This is a genomic window from Bradyrhizobium manausense (assembly GCF_001440035.1).
Taxonomy (GTDB): Bacteria; Pseudomonadota; Alphaproteobacteria; order Rhizobiales; family Xanthobacteraceae; genus Bradyrhizobium; species Bradyrhizobium manausense.
Genome location: NZ_LJYG01000097.1, coordinates 133,503 through 139,704 on the forward strand (window position 1 = coordinate 133,503; position 6,202 = coordinate 139,704).

The following is a 6,202-nucleotide window of genomic DNA, read 5'->3' on the forward strand; positions in this document are numbered from 1 at the left end:
GCCACACCGCCGATCCCACCAAGCCCTTCGCGGGGGGAAAACGCATCGACACGCCCTTCGGTGCGATCTATGCGCCGAACCTGACGCCTGATCGCGACACCGGGATTGGCGCCTGGACCGACGCCGATTTCACCCGCGCCTTGCGCTATGGCACCGCGCCGGACGGCTCGCTCTACTATCCAGCCTTCCCCTACCCCTACTTCACGCGGATGACCAAGGACGACACGCTGGCGATCCGCGCCTATCTCGGCACCCTCGCGCCCGTCGTCAGCCGCAACAAGCCGCCGGAGCTGCACTGGCCCCTCAACTATCGCTTCCTGATGCGCGGCTGGAACTTGCTGTTCTTCACGCCCGGGCTGTTCGAGCCGGACCAGAACAAGAGCGCAGCGTGGAATCGGGGCGGCTATCTCGTCACCGGGCTCGGTCATTGCGGCGCCTGCCACACGCCGAAGAACGCTTTGGGCGCAGACAAGAGCTCGCAGGCGCTGACCGGCAACGAAATCGAGGGCTGGTACGCACCGCGCCTCGATGGCGCTACGCGGACCGGGCTGCAATCGTGGAGCACTGAGGACATCACCGAATATCTGCAGAGCGGCCGCAACGCCAGGAGCCATGCCGGCGGGCCGATGGCCGAGGTGATCGTCGCCTCGACCTCGAAGATGAGCGATGCCGACATCCGAGCGATCGCGATCTATTTGAAGAGCCTGCCGCCGGCGCGGCGCGAGACCATCGTGGCGCCGCCCGAGGCGGCCGAGATGAAAGCGGGCCAGGCGGTCTACGCAAAATTCTGCATCGCCTGCCATGAGGCCGACGGCTCCGGCGCGCCCCGCATCTATCCGCCGCTGCCGGGCAATGCGCTGCTGCAATCCATCAACCCCTCCTCGACCTTGCGCGTCATTCTCGACGGCGCCCACACCGTGACGACGCCGCGCGCGCCGAACACCGGCGAGATGCCCGGCTATGCCAAGCAATTGTCGGATGCGGAGATCGCGGCGGTCACCAACTACATCCGCAATTCCTGGGGCAATGCCGGCCTGCTGGTGACGCCGGCGCAGGTGGCGAGGGCGCGCAGGCCGGCGCCGTAGCTGTCTCCCTGTCATTGCGAGCGCAGCGAAGCAATCCAGAATCCCTCTGCGGTGACAGACTGGATTGCGCTCGCAATGACGATGCCGAGAGAGCTGCTACTCCTCATCCCCCGTGAACACGAATTTCGGCATCTCCCATTTGTAGCGCACGGCGAGGAGACGAAAACTGATGCCGAGGGCGAAGGTCAGGATGGTCCATAGCTCGGCGTTGAGTTTCAAACCGAACGCGGTGGCATAGAACAGCCCCGTCACCACCGAGACGCTGGCGTAGAGCTCGGAGCGAAACAAGAGCGGCACGTCGTTGCAGAGCACGTCGCGGAGCACGCCGCCGGCGCAGCCCGTCACCATGCCGGAGACGATCACGATCGGCAGCGAGGCATCCATCTGCCAGGCGACGTCGCAGCCGGTCATGGTGAAGACGACGAGGCCGATGGCATCGAGCACGATGAAGGCGATCTTCAACCGGTGCACGAGACGCGCGAACAGGATCGTGAGGAACGCAGCCCCGCCGGCGAGCGCGAGATAGATCGGGTTCTGCACCCAGGCCAGCGGATAATGGCCGAGGAAGAGATCGCGTAGCGTGCCGCCGCCGAGCGCCGTGATGCAGCCGAGAAAGCAGACCCCGAGCCAATCCATGCTGCGCCGTCCCGCCGCAAGCGCTGCCGTCATGCCTTGCGCGGCGACGGCGATCAACGACAAGAGATGGAGCACGCTATCGATCGGTGGCAGGCTCCACATCGCTTTGTTCCCTCTTTTTGCCGTGGAACTTACGCGCCGAGTTCCGCGTGCACAGGTTCCCGATTCCGCGCTTGAGGGCAACATCCGACGAAAGCACTAGGGAACCCGGAACAGAATCTCGCAGCCGAGGGTTGTCTGAGGGCAATCAACGAGGAGACCCAATCGATGGCTGACGACCGTTTTCCCAACGATCCGTACCGCCCGAACCTCGCCGACGATGAGTATCTTCGCGCGGCGCGCCGGGATGCCGACCTTCAGGCTGATCCCGAGCTCGGCGAAGGCCCCGCCTCCAGCGGCAAAATCGCGCTGTTCGCGGTGGCGATCGCCCTGGTGCTGGGCGCCGTGTTCTATGGCTTGAACAATACCAACTCAGGCAACCAGGCGAGCAATACGCCGGCTACACAAACCGCGCAGCAGACGACTCCGGCCAACCCCGCCGCACCTCCCGGCATGCGTGACGTGACGCCGCGCAACAACACCGCGCCGGGCGTGACCACGGGTGCTGCGCCGAGCAAGCCGGCGGTGGATACGCAGACGCCGTCTGATGGCGCGAAGTAACGGCACGACCGTCTTCGCGTAGCACACAAACGTCATCGCCCGGCCTTGTGCGCAATTGCGCATCAGGACCGGGCGATCCAGTCCTCCGAGACGGTTGAAGTCGAATCGACAAGCCGCGGACGACTGGATGCCTCGCCTGCGCGGGGCATGACATCGAGAGGATGAGAGAGCGGCGGGNGATCGAAAGGTCCCGCCGCTTTCGTTGGGAGCTAGCTGAACATCTTGTTGAGCTCGCCGCCGGGATAGCCGCCGGCCAGTTCGCCAAACGTCCCCTTCTCCGCCATTTCCTTCGCCGCGCGCATGAAGCCGCCCCAGGCGGCGCGGGCGAGCGAGCCACCGACGCTGATGCGGCGCACGCCGAGATCTTCGGCCTCCTTCAGCGACAAGCCGGAGCCGCCGATCAGCAGGTTGAACGGCTTTGGTGCGACGGCCTTCACCACGGCCGCGATGTCCTCGCGCGTCTTCAGGCCCGGCGCGTAGAGGCAATCGGCACCGGCATCGGCGTAAGCCGTGAGCCGGTCGATGACGAGCTTGAGATCGGTGACACCCCAGAGATAAGCCTCGCAGCGGCCGACCAGCAGCGTGCCACTGTCGCCGATCGCCTTGCGCGAGGCCTTGATGCGCTCGACTGCAAGCGCGCGATCATAGAGCGGCTTGTCCTTGTCCCCGGTGGAATCCTCGATCGACAGGCCGGCGACGCCGGTGCGCACGCCACGCTCGACATTTTCGGCGACCTGGTCCGGCTCGACGGCAAAACCGCCCTCGAAATCCGCGTTCACGGGAATGTCGACGGACGAGCTCAATGCTGCCAGATGCTGACAGACGTCCTCCACGGTGACGCGATTGTCGGCCTTGCCGATGGTCCAGGCAAAGCCCGCGCTCGACGAGGCGATCGCCTTGAAACCGAGATGCTGCAACGCCCTGGCGCCGCCGACATCGACCGGATTGGGCAGGATGAAGCAGCCGCTCTCGTGCAGCTTCCTGAACGTCGCGCGCTTGTCAGCCGTTGTCACATGCATGTTTCTCTCCCATGTTGGCCGCGCAGAGATAGGGACGCTCGCAGGACGGCGCTAGTCCAATACCACCTTGCGCAGGAAGGTGCGCTCTTCCGCCAGGATGAACTTGTTGTCCTCGGCGAAATGGAAGTTCGCCATGCCATCGCCATCCTGCCGCAGCCGCGCGCGATAGGCCTCGTAGGCGGCGAGGCTCTCGAAAGTGATCAGTGCAAAGGCGATGTTGTTGGTGCTTTCATGCGGCATGAAATAGCCGATCAGGTCGCCGCCACATTTCGGGATGATGGTCAGCCAGCGCTTCGAATAGTCCTCGAACTGCGCGCGCTTGAAGGGATCGAGCCGGTAGCGGATGAAGACGGTGACGGACATGTTGGGCTCCTGTTTTCGCGCTGTCATTGCGAGCGCAGGTCTCGTAGGGTGGGCAAAGCGAAGCGTGCCCACCTCGTCTCTTCGCAACGACGATTGGTGGGCACGTCGCTCCGCTCCTTTGCCCACCCTACGGGTCCGGCGATGACGACTTGGTGAGACGCTACGCTCTTGCCCGACTACAATGCTTCGGCTACCATCGAAGCATGAAATCTGGACCCGACATCGCCATGGTCGCCGCGCTGGTCGGCGATCCCGCCCGCGCCAACATGCTCACGGCGCTGATGAACGGCCGCGCGCTCACGGCGAGCGAGCTGGCGCAGGAGGCCGGCATCACGCCGCAGACCGCGAGCTCGCATCTGGCCAAGCTCGAGGCCGGCGGGCTGGTCGAGCCGGAGAAGCAGGGCCGCCACCGCTACTACCGCCTCACCGACGACGACGTCGCCGGCGTGCTCGAAGGACTCGCCGGTCTTGCCGCGCGCACCGGCCATATGCGCGTGCGCACTGGGCCGAAGGATCCGGCGCTGCGCCGGGCGCGGATCTGCTACGACCACCTCGCCGGCGATCTCGGCGTGCAGATGCTGGACTCGCTTCGGTCGCGCAACCTCGTAAAGCAGAAGAAGCAGGAGATCGAGCTGACGACGGAAGGCGAGCGCTTCCTCGCCAAGCATTTGCAGATCTCGCCCGACATGCTCAGCCATCCGCGCCGCCCGGTCTGCAAGGCCTGCCTCGACTGGAGCGAGCGGCGCCACCATCTCGCCGGCACGCTCGGGGCTGCCATGATGCAGCGCTTTGCCGAGCTGAAATGGGCCGCGCGCGATGCCACGCCCGGCAGCCGTGTGGTGAATTTCACCCGCACCGGCGAGAAACAATTCGCGGCGCTGTTCGGGAACAGCAAGGACTGATCACGCAAACGGAGTGAGCTCGCAAATTTGCGTGTGATCGAGCGGTGTTACGATCGCCGGGCTTGACCCTGCCATCCACGCGCTTATGGCCTCAGTCATTCCGGGCGGCTCGCAGAGCCGAACCTCAGGTGCGCAACTGCGCACCGGGGAATCTCGAGGTTCCGGTTCGATGCTTTGCATCGCCCCGGAACGACGCCGTAAATTAAGAGACCTCTATGATCCGCATTCTCCCGGCCGCCCTCGCCGCCGCCCTCTTTGCGTCCCCACTCATCGCCCACGCCGCCGACGCGCCCCAGCGCGAGCCTTACGGCATTGCGCTCGAAGGCTTTGCCTATCCCTATCCCGTTCATCTGCTGCCTGTTGTCAATGACGGCGAGCAGCTCGCCATGGCCTATATGGACGTCGCCCCAGCTCAGCCGAACGGCCGCGCCGTCGTGCTGCTGCATGGGCGCAATTTCCCGTCGAGCTACTGGGCCGATGTCATCAAGATGCTCAATGACGCGGGCTATCGTGTGGTGGTGCCGGACCAGATCGGCTTCGGCAAATCCTCCAAGCCGATGGGCGAGTTGCATTTCGACAATCTGGCGCGCAACACCATCGCGCTGCTCGATCACCTCAAAATCGACAAGGTCGACGTCGTCGCGCATTCGCTCGGCGGCATGTTAGGGGTGCGCATCGCCCGCGCCTATCCGGACCGTGTCGCCCATCTGGTGCTGACCGCACCGATCGGCCTCGAAGACTATCGTCTCTACGTGCCGCCGGTTCCGACCGAGACAATCATCGAAACCGAGGACAAACTCACCGCCGACGGCTACCGAAAGCAGCTCCAGACCAATTATGCGATCAAGCTGCCGCCGGAGGCGATCACGCCGTTCATCGACGCCCGCTTCAACATCAAGGGCAGCCCCGACTATCCGCGCTGGCTGCGCGCCTTCGTCTCATCCGGCCAGATGATCTATCGCGAGCCGGTCGCGCACGAAATTCCTGAGATCACCGCGCCGACACTGTTCATCATGGGCGCCGACGACCACAACGCCCCGGGCCGGCCGAATGCGCCGGAAGCGTTGCGCGCAAAGATGGGGCAGAATGCCGAGCTTGCAAAAGCGTTGGCTGCGAAGATGCCGAATGCGCGCGCCGAGATTATTCCGGACACCGGTCACCTCGTCTTCTTGGAGGCGCCGGAGAGGTACCGAGAGCTCGTGTTGGGCTTTCTCGGCCGCTAGCGTCATCGATGTCGCGCGAAGCCGCACGCGCAAAATGTTCATGCCGCATTCAGGTCATGATTGGCAGGTTTGGATCGCAACGTGACGGCACGTACTCGTTTTGATGTGTCGAATCGTGTCTGTTGATTCATTGCGCGCCGCAGGCGCTAAGCCCTTGTCCCAAGAACTTGCTCCAAGAACTTGCTTCCAAGAACTTGCTCCCAGAGACCAGAAGGAAAATCAGATGAAATATCTTTTCGCCGCCGCGATGCTCGCCAGCGCGGCCGTCGGCTTCAGCGAGTCCGCCAGCGCCGCCGGGGGTTGCGGCCCGGGCT

Annotated in this window: 7 protein-coding genes; 4 read left to right on the top strand and 3 right to left on the bottom strand. The window is 64.4% G+C overall.

All coding sequences use genetic code 11. The features are described from left to right. On the top strand, nucleotides 1-1,085 hold a 1,085-nt coding region (locus AOQ71_RS23645; RefSeq protein ID WP_245317086.1), incomplete at its 5' end, for a c-type cytochrome. Nucleotides 1,086-1,181: 96 nt separating this feature from the next. On the opposite strand, the gene AOQ71_RS23650 is transcribed toward AOQ71_RS23645, so the two are convergent. Further along, a complete protein-coding gene (locus AOQ71_RS23650) occupies nucleotides 1,182-1,823 on the bottom strand; it encodes a trimeric intracellular cation channel family protein (RefSeq protein ID WP_057751713.1) in 642 nt (213 codons plus the stop codon). Between the two features lie 165 nt (nucleotides 1,824-1,988). Between AOQ71_RS23650 and AOQ71_RS23655 the strand changes: the two genes are divergently transcribed. After that, a complete protein-coding gene (locus tag AOQ71_RS23655) occupies nucleotides 1,989-2,381 on the top strand; it encodes a hypothetical protein (RefSeq protein WP_057751718.1) in 393 nt (130 codons plus the stop codon). A gap of 209 nt (nucleotides 2,382-2,590) precedes the next feature. Here the strand turns inward: AOQ71_RS23655 and AOQ71_RS23660 are convergent, their stop codons facing one another. Both AOQ71_RS23660 and AOQ71_RS23665 read right to left on the bottom strand, forming a co-directional pair. After that, nucleotides 2,591-3,400, bottom strand: coding sequence for an isocitrate lyase/PEP mutase family protein (locus AOQ71_RS23660; protein WP_057751723.1), 810 nt, complete (start codon nucleotides 3,398-3,400; stop codon nucleotides 2,591-2,593). Between the two features lie 51 nt (nucleotides 3,401-3,451). Further along, entirely contained in the window at nucleotides 3,452-3,763 is a 312-nt protein-coding gene (locus tag AOQ71_RS23665) for an NIPSNAP family protein (RefSeq protein ID WP_057751836.1), read from the bottom strand. A 203-nt stretch (nucleotides 3,764-3,966) separates the two neighbouring features. Here AOQ71_RS23665 and AOQ71_RS23670 point away from each other — a divergent pair, with 203 nt between their 5' ends. Then, entirely contained in the window at nucleotides 3,967-4,665 is a 699-nt protein-coding gene (locus AOQ71_RS23670) for a metalloregulator ArsR/SmtB family transcription factor (protein ID WP_057751729.1), read from the top strand. A gap of 215 nt (nucleotides 4,666-4,880) precedes the next feature. After that, complete coding sequence (locus AOQ71_RS23675; RefSeq protein ID WP_057751736.1) at nucleotides 4,881-5,888, top strand: alpha/beta fold hydrolase; 1,008 nt, start codon at nucleotides 4,881-4,883, stop codon at nucleotides 5,886-5,888. Nucleotides 5,889-6,202: the final 314 nt, after the last annotated feature.